13 protein-coding genes are annotated in these 26,240 nt (G+C 72.6%); all 13 read right to left on the reverse strand.

Annotated elements, in window-relative coordinates:
• Positions 1-4 precede the first annotated feature (4 nt).
• A complete protein-coding gene (locus U9R90_RS16585; protein WP_411057217.1) occupies positions 5-772 on the reverse strand; it encodes a thioesterase II family protein in 768 nt (255 codons plus the stop codon).
• Positions 756-2,015 (reverse strand): MFS transporter, encoded by a 1,260-nt coding sequence (locus U9R90_RS16590; protein ID WP_411057218.1) that lies wholly within the window; start codon positions 2,013-2,015, stop codon positions 756-758. Before U9R90_RS16590 ends, U9R90_RS16585 begins: the two co-directional genes overlap by 17 nt.
• Positions 2,012-3,019 (reverse strand): ornithine carbamoyltransferase, encoded by a 1,008-nt coding sequence (locus U9R90_RS16595; protein ID WP_411057219.1) that lies wholly within the window; start codon positions 3,017-3,019, stop codon positions 2,012-2,014. The genes U9R90_RS16590 and U9R90_RS16595 overlap by 4 nt, the downstream gene beginning before the upstream one ends.
• Positions 3,016-10,851 (reverse strand): amino acid adenylation domain-containing protein, encoded by a 7,836-nt coding sequence (locus U9R90_RS16600; protein WP_411057220.1) that lies wholly within the window; start codon positions 10,849-10,851, stop codon positions 3,016-3,018. The genes U9R90_RS16595 and U9R90_RS16600 overlap by 4 nt, the downstream gene beginning before the upstream one ends.
• Entirely contained in the window at positions 10,848-15,827 is a 4,980-nt protein-coding gene (locus U9R90_RS16605; RefSeq protein WP_411057221.1) for an amino acid adenylation domain-containing protein, read from the reverse strand. Before U9R90_RS16605 ends, U9R90_RS16600 begins: the two co-directional genes overlap by 4 nt.
• A gap of 47 nt (positions 15,828-15,874) precedes the next feature.
• A complete protein-coding gene (locus U9R90_RS16610) occupies positions 15,875-16,078 on the reverse strand; it encodes an MbtH family protein (RefSeq protein WP_411057222.1) in 204 nt (67 codons plus the stop codon).
• Between the two features lie 63 nt (positions 16,079-16,141).
• The gene (gene sbnB / locus U9R90_RS16615; RefSeq protein ID WP_411057223.1) at positions 16,142-17,137 is read right to left on the reverse strand and encodes a 2,3-diaminopropionate biosynthesis protein SbnB; all 996 of its coding nucleotides are present in this window, start codon (positions 17,135-17,137) and stop codon (positions 16,142-16,144) included.
• Positions 17,138-17,233: 96 nt separating this feature from the next.
• A complete protein-coding gene (locus U9R90_RS16620; protein WP_411057224.1) occupies positions 17,234-18,013 on the reverse strand; it encodes an FkbM family methyltransferase in 780 nt (259 codons plus the stop codon).
• The gene (locus U9R90_RS16625; protein ID WP_411057225.1) at positions 18,010-19,377 is read right to left on the reverse strand and encodes a condensation domain-containing protein; all 1,368 of its coding nucleotides are present in this window, start codon (positions 19,375-19,377) and stop codon (positions 18,010-18,012) included. The genes U9R90_RS16620 and U9R90_RS16625 overlap by 4 nt, the downstream gene beginning before the upstream one ends.
• A 7-nt stretch (positions 19,378-19,384) precedes the next feature.
• A complete protein-coding gene (gene sbnA, locus U9R90_RS16630) occupies positions 19,385-20,368 on the reverse strand; it encodes a 2,3-diaminopropionate biosynthesis protein SbnA (protein ID WP_411057226.1) in 984 nt (327 codons plus the stop codon).
• Between the two features lie 179 nt (positions 20,369-20,547).
• Entirely contained in the window at positions 20,548-20,841 is a 294-nt protein-coding gene (locus tag U9R90_RS16635; RefSeq protein WP_411057227.1) for an acyl carrier protein, read from the reverse strand.
• Positions 20,838-22,610: an acyl-CoA dehydrogenase family protein gene (locus U9R90_RS16640; RefSeq protein ID WP_411057228.1), complete on the reverse strand. Its 1,773-nt coding sequence runs from the start codon at positions 22,608-22,610 to the stop codon at positions 20,838-20,840. Before U9R90_RS16640 ends, U9R90_RS16635 begins: the two co-directional genes overlap by 4 nt.
• A complete protein-coding gene (locus U9R90_RS16645) occupies positions 22,607-26,176 on the reverse strand; it encodes an AMP-binding protein (RefSeq protein ID WP_411057229.1) in 3,570 nt (1,189 codons plus the stop codon). Before U9R90_RS16645 ends, U9R90_RS16640 begins: the two co-directional genes overlap by 4 nt.
• Between the last annotated feature and the right edge of the window lie 64 nt (positions 26,177-26,240).

The raw sequence follows: 26,240 nt of genomic DNA on the forward strand, positions 1-26,240 counted from the left end.
GAGTTCATGCCTCCAGATCCTTGGTGATGTCGGCGACCAGCGCGGCTTCCTGCCGGACGAGATAGAAGTGGTCACCGGGGTAGGTGCGCAGCGAGAAAGCGCCGGACGTCGTCAACTCGTCCCATGCGGCGAGGTTTTCGCGGGTACAGCCCGGGTCGCTGTCGCCGAGGTAGGCGGTGATCGGCGCGCGCACCGGGGTGGGCGGCGCCTTGGGCCGGTAGCTCTCGATGAGCCGGTAGTCGGCGCGCAGCGCGGGCAGCAGTAGCTCCCGCAGTTCGGGGATGTCGTACGCCTCCGAACCGAGGTCGCCGAGCCGGCGTACGCCCGCCACCAGCTCGTCGTCGGCGCGCCGGTACAGCCCGGTGGGGCGGGCCCGGTGCGGGGCGGAGCGGGCGGAGACCATCAGCCGGCGGGGTACGACTCCGTGCCGGGCCTCGAGACGGAGTGCCGTCTCGTAGGCGACCGATGAGCCCATGCTGTGGCCGAACAGCGCCACGGGCACATCGAGACGGGGTACCAGGGCGGCGGTGACCTCGTCGGCGAGGTCCGCCATGGACTCGGCGAAGGGATCCGTGAGCCGCTCCTGCCGCCCCGGGTACCGGACGGCGAGCAGCTCGACCTCGGGCGGCAGCAGGGCGGACCAGCCGTGGAAGAGCTGAGCGTTGCCGCCGGCGTGCGGGAAGCACACCAGCCGCAGCGCGGGCCGTGCGCGGTCGGGTCCGAACCGCCTGAGCCAGCGGCTGTCCGCGCGCCCTTCAGTGGTTGCGGTCATCTGTCCGTTCTTTCTTGAGGTCCGGTGCCAGCAGGGCGAGGAGCGCCAGTACGGCCATGGCGGCAGCGATGGCGCGCACGGTGGGCTCGGCGCCCCAGGCCGCGAGCAGCAGGCCCCCGATGAACGCACCGAGCGCGTTGGTCCCGGAGCCGATCAGTCCGGCGGTCGCGGCGACCCGGCCCTGGAGCGCGTCGGGTGTGGTGCGTACCTGGTAGACGGCCGCGGCCACGTTGAAGACGGCGCCGACGAAGCCGGTGCCCGCGTACAGCGCGCCGAGCAGCACCGGCTGGGCGGTGAAGCACATCGAGCCGATCAGCACGGTCCAGGCGGCGGCGCCCCCGATGAGCAGCGTCCGCTGGCGCAGCCGCCGCTGGAACCAGCCGCCCGCGAGCGCCCCGAGCAGTCCGCCGACTCCGCCGATGCCCACGACGATCGCGAGGGTCGCGGACGGCAGCCCCTCCTCCTTGATCCGCAGGATCAGGGCCAGCGCCAGCATCTGGAACAGGACGTTGCTCCCGGCGACGAAGCCGAGCGCCGCGCGCAGGAACCGCTGCCGCCACAGCCAGCGCATGCCTTCGGCGACCTCCCTGCGCAGGCTCGCCCGCTCGCCCGCGGCCGGGCGTTCGCCCTGGAAGTCCTTCTTGATCAGCAGGAGGGTGACGAGGGACGCGAGGTAGCCGACGGCCGCGAAGCCGAACGGCGCCCAGCGGCCCAGCGAGTACAGCAGGACACCGCCTGGCTGACCGAGGAGGCCGGCCCCCCGCCCGCGCGCCTCGTTCTGCGAGAGCGCGGTGGGCAGATGGGCCGGGTGGACCACGTTGCGTACCGCGCCGCGCTCCGCGAGCCGGTAGACGACCGCCAGGCTCGCCTCGACGAACGCCACGGCCGCCAGCTGTGCGACGGACACCCGGCCGGCCGCCAGGGACAGCACGACGCTGCCCATCGCGACCAGCCGGCCCGCCTCGCAGCACAACATCAGCCGACGCCGGTCCCACCGGTCCACCAGCGCCCCGGCCGGCAGCTGGACGAGCAGCAGTGGCAGCAGGGTGGCCATGGACACCACGGACATCGCCAGCGGCGAGCCGGTGTGCCACAGGACGATCAGCGGGTACGCGACCGTGGTGACCCGGGTGGCCAGGAACGACATCGCCGCACCGGACCAGAGCAGCAGGAACTCCCGGTTCCTGCGCAGTGGCCGGTCCGGGGCGCCGGCCGTGGCCTGGGCCTCCTCGGTGATGGTCACGGCAGGTGCTCCCCGGCGGGCACCGGGCCGCGGCGGCACCACTCCAGGACCGCCATGGCGCTGTGCATCTTGTTCTCGGCCTGGACGAAGGCGATGCTCGCCGGGCCGTCGAGTACCTCGGCGGTGACCTCGTCCCCGCGGTGGGCGGGCAGGTCGTGCATGAAGACCGCCTTGGGGCTGGCCTCCCAGAGTGCCGTGGTGACCTGGAACGGCGCGAAGACCTGCCGCCAGTTGGGGTCGGGCTTGGTGGTGCCGGTGGTCTGCCAGCGGGTGGTGTAGACGACGTCCTGGTCGGCCGGGACGTCCAGCATGTCGTGCCGCTCGTGGAAGGTCGCACCAGAGCGTGCGGCCTGCTCGGCGGCCCGCTCCCGGAACGCCGCGGCGAGGCCGTAGCCGGGCGGGGTGCGCAGTTCGAGGGTGACGCCGGGGAAGCGGGTCAGGGCGAGGGCGAGCGCGGACGCGGTGTTGTTGCCCTCCCCCAGGTACAGCACCCGCAGGCCTTCGATCCGGCCGAACCGGCGTTGCAGGGTGGTGAGGTCGGTGAGCGCCTGGGTGGGGTGCTCGTCTGCGCTCATAGCGTTGATGACCGCCATCCGGTCCTGGGCGGCCCAGGACCGCATCTCGGCGGGGTCGCCCGCGGTCCGGGCGACGAGCACATCGAGCATGCCCGACATGACCCGGCCGGTGTCCTCGCTGGACTCCCCCGTGTTGAGCTGGAGGTCGTCGGGCCCGTAGGAGATGAGCTGAGCGCCCAGCCGAAGCGATCCGCTGGAGAAGGCGGTACGGGTACGGGTCGAGGTCTTGCTGAAGTAGATGCCGACGACGTCACCGGCGAGGGGGGCCGGGCGGCCCGCGGTACCGGCCGAGAAGGCGGCACCGCGGGCGACCAGCGCGTGCAGGTCGGCGTCGTCGAGGTCGTCGATGGAGATGAGATGCCGTACGGGGCGGTGGTCCACGGTGTCCTCCAAGGGGGTGTGGTTCCTGCGCGGTCCTCGTCGGTTCATGCGCGGTCCTCGTCGGTGACGACCGGAGCGAGCACGGCGGGGGCGTCCGCAGGGCCGCTGTCGCTCTGGCCCGCCCGCTGCCACTCGGCGGCGAGCCGCCCGGTGCCGAACGTGGCGTCTTCGCGGCCCAGTTCGGCGGTCAGGTACTTGACGACGCCCTTGCCGGAGTCGGCGTTGGTGAGCGCGACGAAGCCGGTGCCCGAGTGGAGACGGCTGATCGCCATGTTCCAGTAGCCGGAGGGCTCGCCGCCGTGGCCGAACTCCAGGTCGTCGCCGGCCTCGTCGACGATGGTCCCGAGCCCGTAGAAAGTGCCGGGCTCGCCCGCCAGCAGCTCCCTGGCCAGGGCCTGCGGGACGAGCGCGCCCGGGGCGCCGAGCAGCGCGTCGCGCACCGCGAGCACGGCCTTCGCCGTGTCTCCCGCCGTGGTCCACAGTCCGGCCGCCGCGAGGTGGGCCCGGTTGCGCCAGCCTCCCTTCATGGTGGTGCCGTGCGCGTCGTGGCCGAGTGCCACGGGCAGTCCGGCGGTCTCCGGGTGTGTCTGGTCGAAGCTGGTGTCGGCCATGGCGAGCGGGTCCAGTACGAGGCGCCGCATCAGCGTTTCGAACGACTCGCCGGTCACGTCCTGAAGCACCTGCTGAAGGACCCAGTAGTGCGTGCTGCTCTTACGGAAGACCTCTCCGGGGGGCAGCTCACGGCGCACCCGGGGGGTGCTCACCGGCCCGCTTCCCTCCAGCAGGTCGAGCAGCGTGGGCAGTTGCTCTCCGGGCCGGAAGCCGACGCTGCGGTGCCGGGCGAGTCCGGCCCGGTGCCCGAGCAGGTGGCGCACGGTGACCGGCCCGGGTGCGGCCGGGTCGTCCGCCAGCTGCCAGGAGGTGAGGTACGTGGCGATGTCCGCGTCGAGGTCGAGCAGGCCCTGGTCCACCAGTCGCAGTACGGCGAACGCGGTGATGTGCTTGCTCACCGACCCGACCTGGAACAGGGTCCGCCCGGTGACCGGCTCCTCGGCTCCGGCGCCGAGCACCCCGTGCCCCCGCACGTCGGCGAGCGCACCGCCGCGGATCACGGCGATGGCGACGCCGGGCACCTGGTGCTCGGCCATGGCGTCGGCGAGTCCTGGTGCGAGGCCGGCCGCGGGGCGGGACGCCGCCGCCTCCGGAGTCTGCCGGCCTCCGCCCGCCGCGGCCAGCAGGGCCGCGGCCTCCGCGAGCGGGCCGCTCGTCGGCTGCTCGCGGTCGCCGTCGGCGGCCTGCTTCAGCAGGCTCGCCAGCAGCTCGGCGGAGACCTCCACCGTGCCGGTGGCCGTGCCGCTCCCAAGGTCGGCGTCCGGTACGGGGGCCGGGGCGTCCGCGGCCGCTGCGGTCTCCGTGGCCGATGCGCCGGTTCCGGCGCCGGCCGTCGCGGTGTCCTCGTCCACCGCGGCCGCCAGGTCGATCAGGGTGTCGTGCTGGTACATGCGGTAGATGGAGACCGCCAGGCCCGCCTTACGCGCCGCTGCCAGCACCTTGATCATCAGCAGTGAGTGGCCGCCCAGGTCGAAGAAGCGGTCGTGGATACCGATCTGCTCGACGTCGAGCACCTCGGACCAGATCGCTGCCAGCGCCTTCTCGGTCCCGGTGCGCGGGGCGACATGCTCGGTGCCGGTGCGCAGGGCACCGCGGTCGGGAACGGGCAGTGCCTTGCGGTCGACCTTGCCGTTCGCGTTGAGCGGGATGGCCTCCAGGGCCACGAAGGCCGAGGGCACCATGTACTCGGGCAGCCGCAGCGCGCAGTGGGTGGCGAGCTCGTCCGGGGCGGGTTCCGCGTCCGGGGCCGCCGTCCAGTAGGCGACCAGCCTGCGGTCACCCGGGGTCGGCTCGTGGACGGCGATGAACGCGTCCCGGACGCCCGCGTGTTCGGCGAGTACGGCCTGGACCTCGCCCAGCTCGATCCGGTAGCCCCGGATCTTGACCTGGTCGTCGATCCGGCCCAGGAACTCCACGTTCCCGTCCGGGAGCTGCCGCACCAGGTCACCCGTGCGATACAGACGCCCGCCCGCGGGACCGTACGGATCGGGCACGAACCGCTCAGCCGTCAGATCCGCACGACCCGCATAACCACGCGCCACCCCCGTACCACCGACATACAGCTCACCGGTCACGCCGACCGGCACCGGCTGCAACACCGCATCCAGCACAAACGTCCGCATGTTCGGCAGCGGACGGCCGATCGGGAGCACCTCCGCGTCGGTGTCGTCCGGGACCGGGAAGACCGTGGAGCCCACGGACGCCTCGGTCGGTCCGTACTCGTTGACCAGGCGGGTACGCGGGGCGAGTTCGCGCCAGCGCGTGAGGGTGGCCGAGGTGAAGGCCTCGCCTGCCACCACGAGCAGCGGGGCCAGGTCCGTGGCCTCGGCGGCGGTGAGCTGGTGGGCGAGGACGTCCAGGTGTCCGGGGGTCAGCTTGATGAAGCTGTACGGCCCTGAGGCGACCAGGTGGGAGCCCAGGTCGGCCATGTCGGTGTCCTGGGGGATGGTGTGTACGGCCTGCCCGGTGACCAGCGGTGCCCACAGGTTCGGCACCACCAGGTCGAAGGCCACCGAGGAGAACAGCGGCGCACCGCCCGTACCCTGCGACGCCAACTCCCGTGAGGCCCAGGCCACATGGTTCACCAGACCGCGATGCGGAACCTCAACACCCTTGGGCCGACCCGTCGACCCCGAGGTGAAGACGACGTACGCCAGCGTGTCGAGATCGTCCACCCGCTTCGGCGCGCTCACCGGATGGCCGTCCAGCGACACCCGGTCCACCAGCAGCGTGTCGACCCCGCCGAAGCGGCCGGTGTACGCCGCCGACGTCACGGCCACCGACACTCCGGCCGACTCCACGATCGAGGCGACCCGCTCCGCCGGGTACGAAGGGTCGACCGGCACATACGCACCGCCCGCCTTCCACACCGCGAGCAGCGAGGCGATCAGCTCAGGCCCCCGGTCCAGCAGCACCGCCACCCGCGACTCCGCACCGACGCCCCGCGCACGCAGCTCATGGGCCAGGAGGTTCGCCCGTACCTCCAGGTCCGCGTACGACAGCGATACACCGGCCAGGACCACGGCCGACGCCTCCGGCGTGGCGGCGGCCTGCGCCTCGAACCGCTCGAGGACCGAGCGGGACTCGGCCGCGTAGGCCGTGTCGTTCCACTCCACCAGCTGCCGCTCACGGTCATCAGCGGGCAGATAGGACGCCTGCGCGTCGCCGTCCGCGTCCGCCGCCATGGCCTCCAGCACCAGGCGCAGCGTCGCCGCGAGCCGGTCGGTGCCCGTGCGGCTCAGCGCGCGCGGGGCGGCGGTGAGCACCAGGTGGCCGACGCGGGCGGAGACACCGAGCGGGAACTCGGTGGGGCTGTCGTCGATGCTCACCAGGTAGTCGACCTGGTCGCGGTCGACCTGGTCGAAGTCGTGGTAGCTGAACCGCATGTCGATCAGCCGCTCGCCGTCGGCGAGTTCACGCTGGATGACCGGCATGGGATAGGTGCGGTGCGGCCACAGCTCGATCTCCCGGCCGAAGACCTGGGCCACCAGCTCGCGCCAGGTGCCGGCCGTGCGGTCGTAGGCGAACGGCAGGGTGTTGAGGTGCATGCCGTACACGCGGTCCGCGCCCAGCGTCTCGGGGCGGGCGTTGCACACCAGGCCGGAGAAGAAGCGCTCCTCCTCGGTGAGCTGGCTCAGCGTCTTCAGATACGCGGTGTGCAGCACGCTCTTCAGCGAGGCACCGGCCTTGGTGGCCAGCGCGCGCAGCTGGTCCTCCAGGTCGTGGAAGGGCACCGGCACGCGGTAGGGCTCGCCCTGGTCGTCGGGGTCGCCGCGCCACGGCTCGGGCACGGTGAGCCGGGCGTGGTCGTCCACGACGGACTGCCAGTAGTCGCGGGACTCCTGAGAGCCGAGTGCGTCGAGCTCGGCGGCGATGAAGTCGGCGAAGCGGACGGCGGGGCGGCCGGACTCGGCCGGCCGGCCGCCGTCCCGGATGCGCCCGTACTCGTCCAGGATCTCCATCAGCAGGGTGTGATGGCTCCAGCCGTCCAGGATGGCGTGGCACTCGGTGTTGGTGATCCACCAGCTGCCGTCGCCCGCGACGTGCGCGTACAGCCGCAGCAGCGGCGGCTGCGCCAGGTCGAAGAGCGAGGCGCGCTCGACGACGGTGAACTCGCGCAGTGAGGCGATCAGTTCTTCCTCGCCGAGATGCGACAGATCGCGGAACCCGACGGGCATCTCGGCCTCGGCGTGCACCAGCTGGAGCGGCACCGAGTAGCCGGTGAGGTGGATGGAGGTGCGCAGCGCCTCGTGGCGGGCGACGACCACCGCGGCGGCGGCGCGCAGCGCGTCCGGGTCGAACGGCCGCTCGTCACGGATCCGGAAGGAGGTGACGTTGTGGTACGGGTGCTTGCCGTCGTCGGTGAGCATCTCGACGACCATGCCGAGCTGCACCTGCGACAGCGGGTAGGCGTCGGCGAGGCCCTCGGGCAGCCGCGCCAGATCCTCGGCGGGAAGCAGGGTGAAGGGCTCCACCGCGGCGGCGGGGGCGGCCGGTGCGGGGCGGCCGGTGACCAGTTCGGCGATCCGGGCGACCGTGCGGTATTCGAAGACGTCCCGCACCGCGAGGTCGTAGCCGATCGCACGGAGCCGGCCGACCAGGGTGACGGCGCGGATGGAGTGGCCGCCGACCTCGAAGAAGCCGTCCTCGACGCCGACCCGGTCCAGACCGAGCACGTCGGCCCAGACCTCGGCGATCCGCTCCTCGGTGACGGTGCGGGGGGCGACATAGGCGGAGGCGCTGAGCGCGTCCTGTCCCGGCGCGGGCAGGGCTCGCTTGTCGAGCTTGCCGTTGGTGGTGAGCGGCAGCCGGTCCAGGACCACGAAGGCCGAGGGGACCATGTACTCGGGCAGGCCCGAGGCGAGCAGCGCGCGCAGTTCGCCGGGGGCGGGGGCGTCCTCGCCGCGGGCGGTCACATAGGCGGCCAGGCGCTTGTCGCCCGGCTCGTCCTCACGGACGACGACGACGGCGTCGCGGACCTCGGGGTGGCCCGCCAGCGCGTTCTCGATCTCGCCGAGTTCGATGCGGAAGCCGCGGATCTTGACCTGGTCGTCGATCCGGCCGAGGAACTCCAGGCTGCCGTCCGGCAGCCGCCGGGCCAGGTCGCCGCTCTTGTACAGCCGGGCGCCCGGCTCGGCGGCGTACGGGTCGGGGACGAACCGCTCCGCGGTCAGCTCGGGGCGGCCGAGGTAGCCGCGGGCCACGCCAGGACCGCCGACATGGATCTCCCCGGGCACGCCGACCGGCACCAGCTGCCCGTGCCCGTCGAGGAGCCGCACCGTGAGGTCGGCCAGCGGGTGGCCGACCGGGTTGCCCGCGCCGGGCTCGAGGTCGCGCCCGGTGAGCCGGTGGTAGGTGGTGTGCACGGTGGTCTCGGTGATCCCGTACATGTTCACCAGGGCGGTGCGGTCCAGGCCGGTCCGGTCGGTCCACGGCCGCAGTTCGGCGACCTCCAGCTTCTCGCCCGCGAAGACCACGGCGCGCAGCGCCAGCCGGTCGACGCGCGAATCGCCGTCGCGGGCCGCGGCGACCAGGGAACGGAAGGCGGACGGGGTCTGGTTGAGCACGGTGACCCGTTCCGCGACCAGCAGGTCGAGGAATTCCTCCGGGGAGCGGGTGACCGCGAACGGGACGACGATCAGTCGGCCGCCGTTGAGGAGCGCGCCCCACATCTCCCAGACGGAGACGTCGAAGGCGTAGCTGTGGAAGAGCGGCCAGACGTCGTCGGTACCGAAGCCGTAATGGCGCTGGGCGGTGGTGAGCAGCCGCAGCACATTGGCGTGGGTGAGGGCGACGCCCTTGGGCCGGCCGGTGGAACCGGAGGTGTAGATCGTGTAGATCAGGTTCTCCGGGTCGCCCGGGACCTGCGGGTCAGTGTCGGGCTGTGCCGCGATCCGGTCCGCGTCGGTGTCCAGGAGCAGCAGCTCGCCGTCGTAGCGGCCGGCCAGGATGCCCGCCTGCGCGGAGGTGGTGATCACGACGGGTGCGGCGGCGTCCCGCGCGATGTACTCCAGCCGGTCGGCCGGGTTGGCCGGGTCCAGCGGCAGATACGCCGCACCCGACTTGAGGATGCCGATCAGCGCCGGGATCAGCTCGGGCTGCCGGTCCAGGCACAGACCGACCAGCGTCTCCGGACCGACGCCCTGGGACCGCAGCAGATGGGCGATCCGGTTGGCCCGGGCGTTGAGTTCGGCGTACGAGAGGTGCGCGCCCTCGCAGGAGAGCGCCACCGCGTCGGGGGTACGGGCGGCCTGCTCCTCGAACGCCTCGTGGACCCGGCGGGTGACGGGGGCGTGCTCCGCCGAGCCGAGCAACAGGTCGCGCTCCCGCGGCCCGACGATCTCCAGGTGGGACAGCCGGGCGGTGGGCTCGGCGGCGACGGCTTCCAGCAGCCGCAGCAGATGGCCCGCCATCCGCTCGACCGTGGCGCGGTCGAACAGCGAGGTGGCGTACTCCAGGTGGCCGGAGAGAGTGCCGTCCGCGGCCTCCTTGATCTGCAGGTCCAGGTCGAACTTGGCGACCCGGCCGCTGCCCTCGTACGGGGTGACCCGCACACCCGGCAGGTCGAAGGCCGACGAGCGCTCACCGTGCAGGGTGAAGGCCACCTGGAAGAGCGGGGTGCGGGACAGGTCGCGCTCCGGCTGGAGCTCCTCCACGACCCGGGCGAAGGCCACGTCCTGGTGGTCATAGGCGTCCAGCACGGTGGCGCGGGTGTCGGCCAGCAGGGTGGCGAAGGTGGGGTCGCCGGCCCAGCGGCCGCGGATGACCAGACTGTTGATGCCGTAGCCGATGAGCTGCTGGAGCTCCGGTCGGCCTCGGCCGGAGACCACGGTGCCCACGGCGAGGTCGCTGCGCCCGGTGTAGCGCGAGAGCAGCCCCTGCCAGGCGGCGAGGAAGGTCATGAAGAGCGTGGCGTCGTGCTGGTGGGCGAGGGTGCGCAGCCGCTCGGCGAGCTCGCCGGGAACGGTGAACGCCACGGCGTCGCCCGCGCCGTCGCGCACCGCGGGACGCGGCCGGTCGGCGGGCAGCTCCAGCGGGGCGAGGTCGGCCAACTGCTCCTTCCAGTAGGCGAGGTGGCGGTCGATGACGTCGCCGGTGAGCTCGGTGCGCTGCCAGGCGGCATAGTCGGCGTACTGGACCGGCAGCGGGTCGGGCGTACCGTTCGCGTACAGCTCGCTGATCTCCTGGCCGAAGATGCCGGTGGACCAGGCGTCGCAGGCGATGTGGTGGAAGACCACCGCCAGAATGTGCTCCTCGTCGGAGAGCCGGATCAGCCGGGCCCGTACCGGCCAGTCGTGGGCCAGGTCGAAGGGGCGCCCGAGGTCGGCCTCGATCAGGCCCCGGGCCTGCTCATCGCCGACGGCGTCGGTGTGCCGCAGCGGATGCGGGGCGGGGTCGTCGATCACCTGGACGGGCTGCTCACCGTCGAGGGCGTACCGGGTGCGCAGGATCTCGTGCCGGTCGACGAGCCGCTGCCAGGCGTCGCCGAGCGCGTCCGCGTCCAGGGCGCCGCGCAGCCTCAGGACCAGCGGGACCAGGTATTCGGTGGACTCCGGCTCCAGCCGGTTCAGAAACCACATCTGCTGTTGTCCGTACGACAGCGGCAGCGGCCCGGTGCGGTCGGCGCGAGTGATCCCGGTGCGGCGGGCCACACCGCCCCGGCCTGCCAGGCGACGGCGCAGCAGCTCGGCACGCATCGCCTCGGCGTCGACGCCGGTACCGGCTCCGGCGTCGGGCACCACGGCCTGATCGATCTCACCGGTGCTCATGCGTTCTGCTCCTTGGTCAGCGATGCGTCGTTGAGGAGGTCGGTGTCGGGGAGGGCCGCGATCTCCGCGCGGATGCGCTCCTCGACGGTGGCCGCGAGGCGGGCGACCGTAGGGCCTTCGAAGACCGTGCGGACCGCGAGCGCGATCTCGAACTCCTCCTGGATGCGCGAGATCAGCCGAATCGCGAGGATCGAATTGCCGCCGACATGGAAGAAGTTGTCGTGGGCGCCGGCCTGGACACCGAGCAGCTCCGTCCAGATCTCGGCGATGCGCTCCTCGACGGGGCCGCTCGGCGGGACATGGCCGTCGTCGGCGCCGGCGGGTCCGCCCGGGGCGGGCAGCGCCCTGCGGTCGACCTTGCCGTTGGCGTTCAGCGGCAGCGCGTCCAGGGCCGTGAAGGTCGCCGGGATCATGTAGTCCGGAAGCCGGGCCGCCAGGTGCTGGGCCAGGCCGTCGGGGACGGCCGGGGTGACATAGGCGGCCAGCTCGTCGTCGTGGACGGCGACGAAGGCGTCTCGCACCTCGGGGTGCTCGGCCAGCACGGCCCGCACCTCGCCCAGCTCGATCCGATAGCCGCGGATCTTGACCTGGTCGTCGACGCGCCCGACGAACTCCACGTTCCCGTCGGGCAGTCGGCGCACCAGGTCGCCGGTGCGGTAGAGCCGCGCGCCCGCCGGGCCGTACGGGTCCGGGACGAACCGCTCGGCGGTCAGGTCCGCGCGGCCCGCGTAGCCGCGTGCCACGCCCGTACCGCCGACGTACAGCTCACCGGTCACACCGACCGGCACCGGCTCCAGGGCCGTGCCGAGTACGTACATGGCCATGTTCGGCAGCGGGCGGCCGATGGGCAGCACATCCGCGTCGATGTCCTGCGGAACCGGGAAGACGCTGGTGCCGACGGACGCCTCGGTCGGGCCGTACTCGTTGACGATCCGGGTGTCGGCGCAGAGTTCACGCCAGCGCTCCAGCGTCGCCCGGGTGAACGGCTCACCGGCCACCACCAGGACGGGCGCGAGCGCTCCGGCCTGGGCGGGGGTCAACTGGTGGGCGAGGATGTCCAGATGGCCCGGTGTCAGCTTGAGGAAGCTGAAGGGCGCCGCTGCCGAGAGCCGCTTGCCGAGTTCGGCGAGGTCGGTGTCCTGCGGCAGCAGGAGCAGCCGCTGCCCGCTGACCAGCGGTGCCCACAGATTCGGCACGACCAGGTCGAAGGCGACGGAGGAGAAGAGCGCGGCTCCCCCGTAGTCCTGTCCGGCCAGTTCGCGGGCGGCCCAGGCGACGTGGTTGACCAGCCCGCGGTGGTAGACCTCGACGCCCTTGGGGCGGCCGGTCGAACCCGAGGTGAAGACGACGTACGCCAGGGTGTCGAGATCGTCCGCCCGCTCAGGCGCGCCCTCCGGGTGGCCGTCCAGGGACACCCGGTCCAGCAGTACGGCGTCCACACCGGAGAGCCGGTTCTCGTACGAGGACGAGGTCACCGCCACCGGCACACCGGCGCTCTCCACGATCGAGGCGACCCGCTCCGCCGGATACGAGGGGTCGACCGGCACATACGCACCGCCCGCCTTCCACACCGCGAGGAACGCCGTCAGCAGCTCGGGGCCCCGGTCGAGCAGCACCGCCACCCGCGACTCCGCGCCGACGCCCCGCGCACGCAACTCGTGCGCGAGACGGTTCGCCCGGGTGTCCAGCTCCGCGTAGCCGAGCGACTCCGTCTCGAACATCAGCGCCGTCGCGTCGGGCGAGCGCCGCGCCCGCTGCTCGAACAGCTCGAGCACCGAGCGGGACTCGGCCGCCTGCGCCGTGTCGTTCCACTCCACCAGCTCGCGCTCGCGCTCCCGCGCCGAGAGCAGTTCCAGCGCGCCCAGCGGCGCCGACGGCCGCTCGGCGGCCCGCTCCAGCAGCGTCAGGAAGTGCGCGGCCATGCGCTCGACGGTGGCCTGGTCGAACAGCGCGGTCGCGTACTCCAGCACACCGTCCAGGGAGCCGTCGGCCAACTGGCGCATGAACAGCGACAGATCGGTCTTGGCGACCTGCCAGGCCGCTGTAAAGGCCGCCATGTCCTCTTCTTCGGTGACGACGCTGGTCACGCCCTCGCTGTGCAGGTCGAAGGCGACCTGGTAGAGCGGAGTGCGGGACAGGTCGCGCTCCGGCTGGAGCTCGTCCACCAGGTGCTCGAACGGCAGGTCCTGATGGGCGAAGGCGGACCGGGCCGCTTCGCCTACCCGCCGCAGCGCGTCGGCGAAGCTCACCGAGGCGTCCAGGCCGCACCGCACGACCAGCGAGTTGAGGAAGAACCCGACGGTGTTGGCGACCTCGGGGCGGGCGCGGCCGGCGACCGGTGTGCCGACCGGAACGTCCCACTGCCCGCTGTACCGGGCGACCAGCGTCGCGTATGCGGTGAGCAGGGTCATGAACGGGGTGGCACCGTGGGCACGGCCGAGATCGAGTAGCCGTGCCGAGAGTTCCGCCGGCACCCGGAAGGGCACCACGGCACCGCTCGGGTCACGCTCCGCGCCGCGGGGGCGGTCGGCGGGCAGGTCCAGCGGGGCGATGCCGTCGAGCGCGGTGCGCCAGTGGGCGAGCTCACGCTCGATCTCGGTGTCGGTGAGCTGGGCGTGTTGCCAGGCCGCGTAGTCCGCGTACTGCACGGCGACCTCGGGCAGCCGCGGCGCGCGGCCCGACTGCTGGGCGGCGCACAGCTCGCGCAGCTCGCGCTCCAGGATGACCGTGGAGGAGCCGTCGCAGGTGATGTGGTGCAAGGTGAGCAGCAGGACCTGGTCCTCGCCCTCGATCCGGGCCAGCAGCGCCCGCCACAGCGGGCCGTGCGCCAGGTCGAAGCCGCGCCGGAACTGCTCGCCGAAGTGGGCGGGCAGCTCCTGGCGGGTGGTGTCCACCACGCGCAGGTCCACGTCCGGTGTGCCAGGTGCGTCGATGGTCTGGCGGGGCTCGCCGCCAGTGTCGGCGTACCGGGTGCGCAGTGCCTCATGGCGGTCGGTGAGCGCGCGCAGGGCGTGGCGCACGGTGGCCGGCTCGGTGCCGGCGGGCAGCCGGAGGAAGAGCGGGGCGACCCACTCGGGGCTGCCCGGGTGCATCCGGTCCAGGAACCACAGGCGCCGCTGGCCTGAGGAGAGCGGGAGCTCGCCGTCACGCGGTACGGGACGGATCGCGTCCTCGTCGGCCTCGGGCGCGGCCGTGGTACCGGTGGGCGTGCCGATCAGCTTCGCCTGCGCCTCGACGGTCGTCGCCGCGAACAGGCCGCGCAGCGAGATCTTCTCGCCGGACGTGGCGCGCAGCCGGGCCGCCAGCCGGGTGAGCTGCAGCGACGTACCGCCCAGGGCGAAGAAGTCGTCGAGCGCGCCGACTCGTTCCAGGCCGAGCAGTTCGGCCCAGACACCCGCGACGAGCTCCTCGGCGGCGCCGCGCGGGGCGGTGAAGACGGGCTGCTTGGCGGCGACGATCTCGTCGGGGGTCGGCAGCATGGACCGGTCGATCTTGCCGCTGGCGGAGAGCGGAAAGTCGTCCAGCGTATGGAAGAAGGACGGTACGTGGCTGTCCGGGAGCCGCCCCGCCAGGAAGGCGCGCAGCTGACCGGAGTCCACCGGGGTGCTCACCGTCAGATGCGCGGCGAGCCGCTTGCCGCCGTCCTCGACGGTGTAGGGGGTGACGACGGCGCCGGTCACCGCGGGGTGCGCGGCCAGCGCGGCCTCGATCTCGCCGGGCTCGATCCGGACGCCGTTCACCTTCACCTGGTGGTCCAGGCGGCCCAGGTACTCCAGCGTGCCGTCGGAGCGCCAGCGGACCTGGTCGCCGGTGCGGTAGAGCCGGGCGCCGGGCTCCGTCGCGTACGGGTCGGGGACGAACCGCTCCGCGGTCAGGTCCGGGCGCCCGGCATAGCCGCGGGCCACGCCCACACCGCCCGCGTACAGCTCACCGGGCACGCCGACCGGCACCGGGGTACCGGCCGGGGACAGCACCAGGACCCGCATGCCGGGCAGCGGGCGGCCGATGGGAACGGGTCCCGTGGTCTGCTCGGGGTCGACGGGGTGGGCGGTGATGTCGATGGAGCACTCCGTCGGGCCGTAGGTGTTCCACACCTCCAGGCCGGGGCCAGTGCGCTCGCGCAGCCGGGCGACGAGTTCGGCGTGCAGCGCCTCGCCCGCGGAGAAGAGCAGCCGCAGCGAGCCGCAACCCGTCCAGTCGCCCTCATCGACGAGCAGCCGCAGCACGGACGGTACGACCTGCAGGGCGGTGACGCCGTGGTGGGCGACGGCACGCAGCAGCTCGGCCGGGTCGCGCTCGGCGCCTGCCGGGGCGAGCACGACGGTGCCGCCGGAGACCAGCGGCGCGAAGAACTCCCAGCCCGCCGCGTCGAACCCGATGGTGGTCTTCTGCAGCACCCGGTCACCGGGGCCGAGGCCATGGCGCTCGACAGACCAACCGACACGGTTCGTGATACCGGCGTGGGTGACCACGACAGCCTTGGGCTTGCCGGTGGAGCCGGAGGTGAAGACGGCATAGGCCGCGCCGTCGGGGTCGGGGCCGGGGTGGCCGAACGGTGCGGTGTCGGGCAGGTCGGCGGGCACGGTGTCGGGAACGTCCTCGGGCCCGATGCGGCAGGCTCCCGCATCGCGTACCGCGCCCTCCAGCGCGGGGCCCGCGAGCACCAGCCTGGCGCCGGACTCGCGGACCAGGCCGGAGAGCCGGGCCGGCGGCTGGCCCGGGTCGAGCGGCACATAGGCCGCACCGGCCCGCCATACGCCCAGCAGCGCGACCACCAGGTCGACGCCCCGTTCCAGGCCCACGCCGACCAGGGACTCACGGCCCGCCCCCTGGCCTCGCAGGAAGTGGGCCATGCGGTGCACGGCACGGTCCAGTTCCTGGTACGTCACGGCGTGCTCGCCGTCGAGAACGGCAAGGGCGTGCGGAGTGCGGAACGCCTGCTCGGCGAAGCGTTCCGACAGCAGTTCGGCGTTCACGATTGCTCCTGTCACAGACCTGGGAGTTCGGGGGGTGGGCGAGGGGGTCAGGCGGCGGTCGCGTCCATGCGTTCGCGCAGCGAGCGCGGGCGCATGTCGGTCCAGACCTCACTGATGCGGGTGAGGCACTCCTCGCGGGTGCCCTCGGTTCCCTCGGCACGCCAGCCGGCGGGGATCTCACGCTCGGCGGCCCAGATCGAGTACTGCTCCTCGTCGTTGAGGACGACGCGGAAGGTGGATTCGGCGGACATGCTGACTCCTCTGAGAAAGAAGAAAGGGAAAGGAGGGGGCGAGGCGAGCGGGGAGCGGACGGACTACGGCAGGAAGTCGTCGACCCGGATGCCGCGGCCGTCGCGGCCCGCCTCCCGGCGCACGTACTCGGCGAGTGCGATATCGAGCACTCCGAGGCCGAACGGCGAGTAGACGACCGGCCGTCCGGGCTCCCGCGTGACGGCGGCGGTGCCACGCAGCAGCCCGCCGATCTCCGCGTCGACGAACTCCCGGCCGCCGGTGGCGATTTCGGCCAGGTGCAGGGAGGTCCGCTCACGGCAGACGTGGTCGGTGTCGTCAACGACATTGGTCGCGCCGAGCACGGTCTGCGCGGTCAGGTCGCGCAGCGAGACATGCAGCACGGTGGTGTCGGGTCCGCAGGCCGAGAGGTCCAGGTGCGGCTCGGCGGCCGTGGTGGCCAGCGAGATCAGCCGGTGCTCGGCGAGCGCGCCGGCCAGTTCGCCGACGGGGTGCGCCTTGACCGAGGGCACTTCCCGGGCGCAGCGCTCGGCGAACGCCTCGGCGCGGGCCGGGTCGGTGTCGTACAGCGCGGCCTCGTTCAGGTCGGGCAGGGCCACGGAGAGGAAGCGCAGGATCTCCAGGTTGATGACGCCGCAGCCGACCAGCAGCACGGAGGAGGTCGGCGACTGCCGGGTCAGCTCACGGGCAGCGAGCGCGGCACTCGCGGCGGTGCGCTTGGCAGAGATCACCGCGCCCTCCACCAGGGCCATCGGGCGGCCGTCCGACAGGGAGTTGAGCAGGATCGAGGCGCTGGCCCGCTCGGTACCGGCGGCCACATTGCCCGGGAAGGACGCGATCCACTTCATCCCCGCCACCGGGTGCTCACCGCCGGTGTACGCCGGGAGCCCGATGATCCGGTCGCGGCTGTGCCGCTCCTCGGGAAAGCGAAGGAAGGTGGAGTGCGGGAGGGAGGTCTTCCCCTCGTCGTGGCTCCGGTAGGTGTCGGCGACGAGGTCGATGATCTCCGCCTCCCGGCCGGACAGTACGTCCGTCACATCCGCGCGCCGGAGCACCAGCATGGGAATTCCTCTCAGTCGAAGCGTTGAACTGCCGAACCGTTGAACCGGTGGGGGACTGTGGTCACTTCGATCGTGCGGCGGCCCGCCATACCGCTTCTATACGCGGCGCTCCGCTTCGATTTCGTAGAGCGCCGTGCCGCTGAGCAGCGGGTCCTGGCACACCGAGACCTCGAAGCCATGGCCGCTGAGCAGCTCACGCACGGCGTCCAGCCGGCCGTTCTCGTCGTGGACCTCGGCGACCACGGCGCCGATACGCGGCCAGTGACCGGGCTCGACACCGAGCAGCACCTCCAGCTCGGCACGCTCCACATCGACCTTGAGCAGATCGACCCGCCGAAGGTCGTGGCGGCGCAGCAGATCGGAGACGGTGACGGCGGGAACGGTGAACTCCACGCCGTCATGGAGCCCCTCGACGAGTTCCGACGCGTCCTCGGGGTCGACTCCGCTGTTGTGCAGATAGGCCAGAGTGATCTCGTCGTCGGCCGTACGGTCCGCGTACAGACCGGAGTTCCCGGGCGCCTGCGGATAGTAGGTGAAGCGGAGTTCCCCCTGCTTGGCCGCGACGGCGACGCACTCCGCGTGGGCGTCGTCGCCCGCGTGGGCGGCCAGGTTGCGGCGCAGGCACTCGTACAGCTCGGGCGCCGGCTCCGCGGCGATGATCCGGATGCCCTTCCGCCGCAGGGCGCACATCACCGACATCAGCCCGATGTTGGCGCCGATGTCGACGACACAGTCGCCGTCCCGCAGCCGCCCGGCCACCCGGTGGTAGGTGCCGGGCGGCTGCATCTCGCGCCACATCACCACGGCGGCAGGGCCGTTGGTGCACCAGACGGTGGGCCCGTCCGGGAGTCTGAGATGTCTGGGGCCGTCACTCATGCGGTACCCGCCCCCATAGCCAGCAGGAGCGCCATCTCGTCCTGGTCGACCAGACCGACGTCGCCGACCCGCCCGCCAGGTGCGTCGAGGGAGGCCTCGAGCAGCCGAAGCCAGGTGCCGGAGAACCGGCTGATGGTGGCCGAGTCGAAGAGATCGGTGTTGTAGCGCAGGACCGCCTTCCAACCGGAGGCGCTCTGCAGAACCTCCACCGTGAGGTCCAGCTGTCCCTCCTGCTGCGGTACGTCGCAGAGTTCGGCGCGCAGACCGCCGAGCAGCACCGGCCCCTCGTACAGGCCGGGGACGGGCAGCCGGTCCGCGGCGACCAGGGTGCAGGAGATCCTGAAGAGCGGGCCGTGGTCGCTTGCCGGGTCCAGGAGTTCGACCGGGTAGCGGGCATGGGCCATGCCCTCGCGCAGCTGGCGCTGGGCGGCCCCGGCCAACTCCAGTGGGGTGGTGTCAGGACCGAAGGCGGCGGCGACGGGCAGTGCGTTGACGTAGTAGCCGACAGCCTCCCGGGTGGCCGGGGTGAACCGGGTGGTGGCCGGGCAGCCGATGAGGAAGGCGTCGCCGGCGCCCGAGCGGTGCAGGGCGGCCTGGAAGGCGCCGAGCAGCCAGGCGAAGGGGGTCAGCCGGTGCGCGGCGGCGACGTCGGCCAGTCGCTCGGCGGTCCGGGTCGGCAGGGTGAGTTCATGGGTGGCGCCGTTGAGGGTGCGCCGGGGCGGTCGGGGACGGTCGACGGGCAGGACGGCGGCACAGAGTCCGGCGCGCATCCGCTCCCAGTAGGCCGCCGCCCGCCGGCCGCGGGGCGAGGCGGTGAAGTCCCGCTCGGCCCTGACCTGTTCGTCCCAGCCGGGGACGGGCTTGGTGAACGAGGTCGCCGGTGCTCCGGACTCGTCCTCCTGGGCCGCGAGTACCCCGTACTCGGCGAACAGGTCCCGCATCAGCAGCCACTGCGACGTGGCGTCGCTGACGATGTGGTGCGTGGCGGTGACCAGGACCGCGTCGTCGGCGGCCCGGCGCAGCAGCACGGCCCGGAAGGCGCCGCTGTCCGCGAGCCGGAAGGGCGCGTCACCGGCCTGCCGGGCGAGTGCGAACAGCTCGTCGTCGCTGGTGCCGGGGACCTCCTGGACGTCGAGTCGTACCGCGTCGGGCGGGACGACGACGCGTACGGGCCGGCCGCCGTCGGCGGGAAAGCGGGAGCGCAGCAGTTCGTGCCGGTCCACCAGCCGACCGAGGGCCCGGCGCAGCACATCCGTGCGCACCGGGTCGCGCAGCCGTACCGCGAGCACCACGTTGTAGGCCGGACTCTCCGGGTCGAGCTGGTGGGCCAGCCACAGCCCCTCCTGGCCGGTGGACATCAGCATCGGTGGGTCAGCCCTTCCAGAGGTGGGCGACTTCACCGAAGTTCCGGCTCACCCAGTCGTCGGAGTAGATGGTGTCGAGATAGCGGTCGCCGCCGTCCGGGAAGACGAGCACGCAGTTCGACCCCGCCGGGATCCGGTGCTGGATCTTCCGCAGTGCGGCCACGGTGGCGCCGGACGAGCCGCCCGCGAGAATCGCCTCCCGGTCGATGAGCCGTCGGCAGGCGACCACGCACTCCAGGTCGGAGATGTGGACGACCTCGTCGGCGGCCTCCGGGTCCATCAGCGGCGGCACCACCGAGGCGCCGTGCCCGGGGATCAGGCGGGCGGTGGACTCCAGGCCGAAGATGGCGCTGCCCAGCGCGTCCACCGCCACCACCTTGGTGCCGAGCCCGGCGGCGCGGATGTGGTCGGCGCAGCCGCGCAGGGTGCCGAAGGTGGAGACGGAGCAGAAGAGATAGTCGACCTTGCCGTCGAGGGCGTCCGCGATCTCCCGCATGGTGGTCTCATGGGCCTTGGGGTTGAGCAGGCTCGCGTACTGGTTGGGCCAGTACGCGTGCGGAGTGGCGGCCACCAGCTCACGCACCCGGCGCAGCCGCACCGGCAGGAACTCGCCGGTCAGCTCGTCCCGTTCGGTCACCACCTCGACCTCGGCGCCGAAGGCGGCGAGGATGGACAGGTTCTGCTCGGTGGTCTTGCCGTCGACGACACAGATGAAGCGCAGTCCGAAATAGCGGCAGAGCTGGGCGAGTCCCACCGCGAGGTTGCCGGAGCTGGACTCGACGATGACGGAACGGCCGGGCACGACAGCGCCGCTGTTGATGGCGTCGAGCAGCATTCCGCGCGCCGAGCGGTCCTTGATGCTGCCACCCGGATTGAATCTCTCGATCTTTCCGAAGACCCGGGATTCGAATCCCGGCAGCAGTCGCTCCAGTTCCACGAGGGGTGTGTTTCCTACGGTCGCCAGAATGCCTGGGAACGTGTACTGGGTCATGGTCGAGAGCGTGGTGTGACCTGCTATATCGCACCTATAGCTGGAATTTCGGGGAAAGCAGGAAAAGACCAGGAGAAGGTGGAAGAAGGCAGGAGAAAGGGGCCGGGGTGCGTCCGAAGGGGGGATCGGACGCACCCCGGCCCGGCAGAGGGTGGTCGGGGTGCCGCGGGGCCGGGGCGTCAGCGCTGCGCGAGCTCTCCGGCGAGGTACGCGGTGATGGCGTCCACGGACGGGTGGTCCCAGGCCATGGTCGGTTCGACGGCGAGTCCGAAGCGGTCCTCGACGTCGCCGCAGAGCGTCAGCGCGTACACCGAGTCGAGCCCCATGCCGACGAGTTCGGCGCCCTCGTCGATCTCGGCGGCCGGCCGCTCCAGGTAGTAGGCAACGCGGTCGACGAGCCAGGCGCGTATCTGCTCGGGCGAGACATCACCCGAAAGGGCGGCGGCAGTGGGGGTGACGGTGGTCTCGGTCATCTGGAGGCTCCCTGGGAGAGGACGGTCCGCTGTGCGAGCCGTCCGCGGAACAGATCGAAGGTGCGGGCGTTGTCGTGCCGGTCGACGGCCTCCTCGTAGAGGAAGGCGGTGACCGGCTCCGACAGAGGTGCGGGCCGCAGCGCGAGCCGCTCGGCGAGCCGGTGCAGCGCCCCGGTGACCCAGCGCGGGTCCGCGGTGAAGCTGCCCGGTGCGGCGTCGCGCCAGATGCCCAGACAGGCGGTGGCCGCCAGCAGGTGGGCGTACCGGTCGGCGAGCAGGAAGGCGCGGCGGCCCGCGACGGCCGTGCGGTCCCGCGGCGGCAGGGCCGCGCAGCGGTCGGCCAGGGCGGCCAGCTCGGCGGTGAACAGCCGGGCCAGCGCGGCGAGTTCGGGCTCCTGCTCGGTCTGGGCGGCGAGCGCGGGCAGTGCGGCGGCGAGGGTGTCGGCGCCCCGGCCGTTCAGCGCGAGGCGGTCGTAGTCCAGGGCCGGCAGCTCCTCGTCCGGGCGGAACAGACCGGCCGGGACGGGGCGCCTGACGTCCCCGCTCAGCGCGGGCCGCCAGGACCGCTCGGCGATGCGGGGCAGCTGCGGCACGATGCTGGCCTGGCAGACGGCGCTGCCCGCGTGGGCGAGCGCCACCACCGGCAGGTCGCGGGCCGCCTTCTGGAACGCGGCGTAGGGGCCTTCCCGCAGATAGCCGCGGGCGCCGAGGAGCACCCCGAGCCGGTAGGAGGCGTCCTGGAGGACCTTGGGCACCAGGTACTTCACGGCCGCCGACAGCACACTGGTCTCCTCGGGCAGCAGATGCAGCGCCCGCGCGCCAGTGGTGGCGAGCGCGTCGCAGGCCAGCAGGTCCGCGAAGACGCCGGTCAGTTCAGCTCGGGGCAGCGGGAGTTCGGCGACGGGACCGCCGTACAGGACACGTTCCCGGGCGAAGCCGAGTACGGTGCGCAGCTGACTGTCCCCGACGCCGACCACCATCGACGGCAGCACGCTCCGGGTGACCTGGAAGACCTTCAGCACGGTCTCCATCGCCCCGCCCTCGGCACCCAGCAGGGCGTCGGCAGGCACCGGGCAGCCGTCGAACCGCACGCCACCGAGCAGACAGCCGCGGACCCCGGAGGTGGCGAAGCGGGCCGAGCGGTCCGCGCGCTCGGGCGGCACCTGGGTGAGGTCCACCAGGAGGTGGGAGTGGCCGCGGCTGCCAGGCCGGTCGTCGGTGCGGGCGAACAGCACCGCCGCCTCGGCCCGCCCGATGTTGTTGATCAGCTGTTTCCCGCCGTCGAGGACATAGCCGCCCGGGGTGGCACCCGGGGTACCGCCCGGGGCGGCGCCGGGGTCGGGCCGTGCGGTCAGTGCCGTACGGGAGAAGTCACTGCCGTGGGCGAGTTCGGTGTAGGCGGCGACGATCCGGCCGCCGGAGAGCAGGATGTCGGCCGCCTTGCGCCGCTGGGCCTCGTTGCCCGCCGCCCAGACGGGCAGCCCCGCGATGAAGCTGGTGACACCGTGGCCGATGCCGAGGGCGCAGTCGCGGCGGAAGACTGAGCGCATCAGGCGGGCGAAGTGGTCGGCGCGGTCGAAGCGGCCGCCGAGTGCCACCGGCACGAACTCGGCTCCCAGACCGTAGGAGGCGAGTGCCGCCTCCCCTTCGGCGAGCAGCTCGCCGCGCTCGTCGGCGGCGACCACGGCCTGGTGGCCGAGCGGATTGGTGGGGTCCAGTGGGTCACCGAGCAGCGCTTCGAGCCGCTCGATCCGCTCCGGGTACGTCATGCCGATTCCTCCGTTTCCGCGGTCGCGCCCTCGGCGTCGGCCAGCGAGCACTGCAGGAGCGAGAAGAGGTGCCCCCGCTCGTACTGCCGGTGCACCAGAGGCAGCAGCGCGTCCAGGGCGGGGCCGTCGTTGTCGTCCAGGTCCGGTTCGCCGGACAACTGCCGCAGCAGCCTGGTCAGGACCGCTTCCGGCACACGGGGGTCGGCGATGAGACCGCCCTGCCCGGCCGGCCCGTCCTGGTTCTCCAGCCAGAGCCACAGGATCGCGGCGGCCGCGTACAGCAGCGCGTACCGGCGGGCCAGGGCGAAGGCCGCCGCGGGCACGGCACGGGCGGCGGGCCGCTGCGCGGCCAGCTCGCGGTGCAGCTCGTCCGCGGTGACCAGCAGCCGTTCGGCCAGGGCCACGAGGCCGGGCGGGGCGACGGCGCTCAGGCGGCGCACCGCTTCGGGCAGCGACTGCACCACGCTGCCGCCGTTGCGGGAGTACAGCGTGAGCCGGTCGTGGTCGAGCGCGGGGACCGGGCCGTCCAGCCGGGCCGCCACCCGTACGCCGTCGAGGTCGGCGAGCTCCTTGCGCCAGCCGCGCGCCAGCACCGGGAACTGGTTGATCAGCGAGTTCAGGTTCACGGCCGTACTGCCGTCGAAGATGCCCACGATGCGGTGGTCGCGTTCGATCTTCTGGAAGACGCCGTGGGCGTGGTCGTCGACCAGCATCGCGCGTGCCCCGAGCAGGCCGCGCAGCGCCCCGATCAGCTGGTCGCCGAGGGTCGGCACCAGATACTTGACCACGGCGGAGACAGCGCTCTGCTCCTCGGTGAGGGTGTGCACCGAGCGGGTGGCCAGCAGACCGGCCGCCTCCATGGCGAGCAGATCGGCATAGGACTCGGCCAGAGTGCGGGCGGCATGGGGCAGTTCGGTGAGCGGCCGGTTGTAGAGCCGGTGGGTACGGGCGAACTCCACGGCGGTACGAAGGGCCTGGTCCGCCATGCCGAGCGACATCGCGGAGCAGAGCGTACGGGTGATCTGGAAGCCCTTGAGAATGATCTCCAGGCCCTCGCCCTCGGCACCGATCAGCGCGTCGGCCGGGACCTCGGCGCCGTCGAAGGCGATGCCGCTGATGTCGGCGCCGCGTACGCCGTGTGTGGACACGGCGGGCAGTGGGCGCCAGCTACCGGGTGTGAGACGGGCCTTGTCGACCAGCAGCAGGCTGAAGCCGCGGGTGCCGCCCTCAGGTCCTGTCCTGGCCAGGACGCAGACGAGGTCGGCCCGGGTGGCGTTGTTGATCAGCCACTTCTCGCCGTCAAGACGCCACCCGTTCGCGGTGCGTACGGCGGTGAGTTCACCGGCGAGTAGATCGCTGCCGTGCGCCCGCTCGGTGAGCGCGAGCGAGACGACGGCTCCCTCGCGGACCCGGGCGGCGAGCGCGGCGGCCTGAGCCGGGGTTCCCGCGACCCAGGCGGACACGGCACCGAGATAGGTCTTGGTGTGGCCGAGTGCCACGGTGAAGTCACGCCGCCCCAGGGTCCGGATGATCTGCAACAGGTCCTCCGCGGACCGGAGTTCCCCGCCGTGCTCGACCGGCGCGAACCAGCCCGGCAGCCCGAGTCCGTCCAGTTCCCGGCAGATCTCGGCCGGGAACTCCTCGGCCCGGTCGAGCTCCGCGCACCGCGCGAAGGAGAAGGCACGGGCGGGGTCGCGCGGGTCGCCGAGCCGCCGCTCCAGCTCGGCGGTGAGGGCGTACGGGTCCCAAGGGCCGTCGCCCCCGGCCGGCACGCCGAGCCGGGCGGGCCGGGGTTCCAGTCCCGGTGCCAGATCGGCGCAGAGCGGCTCCAGCTCGCCGGCCTCGAAGAGTCTGCGCATCTCGGCGCGGCGGATCTTGCCGCTGGTCGTGCGCCGTACCCGGCCCATCCGGACCAGGGCAACGCCGCCGACCCGGATGCCGAGCCGGGCCGCCAGGCGGCTGCGGGTGCGGCGGGCCAGCGCGGCGAGCGCGTCGTCGGTCAGGCCGCGGCCGCGGACCTCCTGGACCACCACGATCTCCTCCGCCGCGGTGCCGGGGCGGACCGAGAACACCGCCGTGTTCAGACCGTCGAAGGCCTCCTCGAGATCGCGCACGGTGCGTTCGATGTCGTGCGGGTAGAGGTTACGGCCGTGGGAGATGATCATCTCCTTGAGGCGGCCGGTGACGTAGAGCTGACCGTCGAGGAGGGCGCCCAGGTCGCCGGTCCGCAGGAATCCGCCCGTGGTGCCCGCGTCACCTGTACTGCCTGTACTGCCTGTACTGCCGGTACCGCCCGTACGGTCCGTATCGTCCGCGAGGTGCGCGCCGAATGTGCGGGCGGTGTCATCGGGCCGGTTCCAGTAGCCCAGCGCCACGCTCTCGCCGCGGATCCAGATCTCGCCGACCTGCCCGTCCGGCCGTTCCACGCCCTGGTCCGGGTCCACGATCCGCACGTCCAGGCCGCGTACGACCCCGCTGCCGGCCAGCTCCCGTACCGGCCCGCCCGCAGCGGCCTCAAGGAGTTCGCCGCGGTCCAGCGCCGCCGGGTCCGCGAGCAGTACGGCGGGCAGCTCGTCGGCCGGGGTACCGGAGACGTAGAGCGTGGATTCGGCGAGACCGTAACCCGGCAGCAGGGCCTGCGGCTTGAAGCCGTTGCCCGCGAAGCGGTCGGCGAACCGCGCGAGCGTCGCGGCGTCCACGGGTTCGGCGCCGTTGCAGGCGTACCGCCACCGGGAGAGGTCGAGCGACGCGGTCTGGTCCTCGCCGAGCCGGCGGGCGCACAGCTCGTAGGCGAAGTTCGGGGCGCAGCTGACCTCGGCGCCGTACCGGTCGATCAGCCGCAGCCAGGAGACGGGCCGCTTGAGGAAGTCGGTCGCGGACATGAGCACCGCGCTGCCGCCCAGGTACAGCGGGGCGAGCATCATCGCGATGAGCCCCATGTCGTGGTACGGGGGAAGCCAGCTGCACCAGGTCATGGACCCGTCCCAGCCGTGTGCGTCCCGCATCAGGCCCAGGTTGTGGACCAGGGCGCCGTGCGGGACCATCACGCCCTTCGGGTCGCTGGTGGATCCCGAGGTGTACTGCAGAAAGCACAGGTCGCCGCGGTGCACGGCGATTTCGGACCAGTTCGCCGGGTCGCCCTCGGCGCCGGCCCGCTCCACCGTGAGGCGCTCCAGTTCCGGCAGCGCGGCGGCCACCGCAGCCTCGGTGGGTCCGTCGGTGAGGACCAGCTGCGCGCCGGTGTCCGCGGCGATCGCGGTGGTACGTGCCTCCTGCGCCCCGAACCCGCCGGGGGCCGGCACCGGCACGGGCACCGTGCCCGCGTACAGACAGCCCAGGAAGCCCTGGATGAACGTGGTACCGGGGCCGCAGGAGAGCAGCACCCGGTCCCCGGGGGCCGCGCCGCCTGTCCGCAGCCGGTCGGCGAGCGTCCGTGCGGCCAGGTCGAGATCCGCGTAGTCCAGTTCCCGCACACCGTCCGCGGTCCAGTAGCGGATCGCCTTGCGCGTGGGGTCCTGTGCCACTCTGCGGCGCAGCGCACCCACGAAGCTCTCGAAGCCGGACACCCGAACTCCCCACCCTCCCGCACCTTCTGCCAGCGTTTTCACTGGACACGGTGTCCGCGTCCGC

This window comes from Streptomyces sp. E11-3 (assembly GCF_046540415.1).
In the GTDB taxonomy this organism is placed as follows: domain Bacteria; phylum Actinomycetota; class Actinomycetes; order Streptomycetales; family Streptomycetaceae; genus Streptomyces.